Source organism: Runella sp. CRIBMP, from assembly GCF_009905605.1.
GTDB lineage: Bacteria > Bacteroidota > Bacteroidia > Cytophagales > Spirosomataceae > Runella.
On the sequence record NZ_JAAAKZ010000048.1, the window covers coordinates 1 to 1,255 of the forward strand.

The 1,255-nt window shown below is 41.2% G+C and carries 1 protein-coding gene; it reads right to left on the minus strand.

Features of this window, described 5'->3' with window-relative positions; genetic code table 11:
• Positions 1–14 precede the first annotated feature (14 nt).
• Positions 15–1,022 carry an IS110 family transposase gene (locus GVN20_RS29480; RefSeq protein ID WP_166561774.1) on the minus strand — a complete coding sequence of 336 codons (1,008 nt, stop codon included), beginning with the start codon at positions 1,020–1,022 and terminating at the stop codon, positions 15–17.
• Between the last annotated feature and the right edge of the window lie 233 nt (positions 1,023–1,255).

The window sequence follows — 1,255 nt, forward strand, 5'->3', positions numbered from 1 at the left end:
CCGATTTCTATGGTTTATGCAAGCGTGTTTGTATAATTTTTGTCATATTTTTCCCCGCGTCGAACAACAGCATAAATACGGTGAATAATTTTATTACGAACAGCATTTAAAACCAACATTTTGTTTTTTCCCTCGGCAACTTTTCGCACATAGTAATCCTTTATTTCACCTTTTGAGCGAATTGCTGACATAGCCGCCAAATGAAAAAGTGATTTCAACCTTTTTCGAGCATGTTGACTTACTCGAGTTTTTCCTCGGACACTGGTCCCGGAACGATGCTCGAAAGGAGCTACCCCTGCATGGCAGGCTAATTTTTTAGGGTCAGTAATTGCTTTAAATTCATCGGTGGCTAAAATAACTTCGGTGGCGGTTGCACTGCCAACCCCTGGAATGGATGTCATCAGAGTAAAAAGTTCTTTCAAATGTTGATCATTTTCTATCAGCTTGGCCATCTGTTGATTGACCTTTTCTAAATCAGAATTAATGGATTTGAGAGAGGCTCGACAGTATTTGATTAACTCTTTGTGCTGCTTGGCCTCGACAAAACCAGCCTGTTCATCAATAGGCTGTTGAAGTTGAGAACGAACCAGCAAGAGTCTTTGGCGCAATGCACTCAAGTTGGTCAAATCCTTCAAAAGTTGGCGAGGTGGTTGCCAAATACGAATGCAATCACGAAAACGAAAAGCATATTCTGCAATGCGTTGAGCATCAATTTGGTCAGATTTTCCTCGCTGTAAGCCACCTGCCTGCTTGATTTGCAGAGAGGATTCTAACCAAACAGGAAAAGAAGCGGCAACTAATTGTTGAAGAACTACCGCATTGTAAATACCGGTATGTTCCAGGCAAATAATACTGAATTGCACTGAAAAATCAGGCAGCTCTTTTAGAAGTCTTAGAACTGTTTTGATACCTTTCTCGGAGTTAGGCGACTGTGTTTGTAGAACAGTAGTTTTACCATCAAAAACTGCCCAATCTAATGTAGCTTTTGAAACGTCAATACCAATGTAGTAGCGAATTTCCATGACATTGATTAATTTTAGGGTGAAACCAATTGCCTGCCTTTATACTCAATACCTTGCTAATGGGTCTAAGAACCCTCATTTCTATTTGAGTTTTGGCAAGCAGCGAGGGCTGGCCTCTGAATCGGCCCATGAGCCTCTAACTCTGCCGAGCGATAGGATGTGCCAGCCCAATTTGCTGATTCAAGTTACTCCAGTTTCTTGGAATAATCTTACAAAACAAATCTAAAGGCCGA

Coding starts and splice junctions, on each gene's coding strand:
- GVN20_RS29480 (WP_166561774.1), bottom strand. CDS start 1,022: ATGGAAATTCGCTACTACATTGGTATTGACGTTTCAAAAGCTACATTA.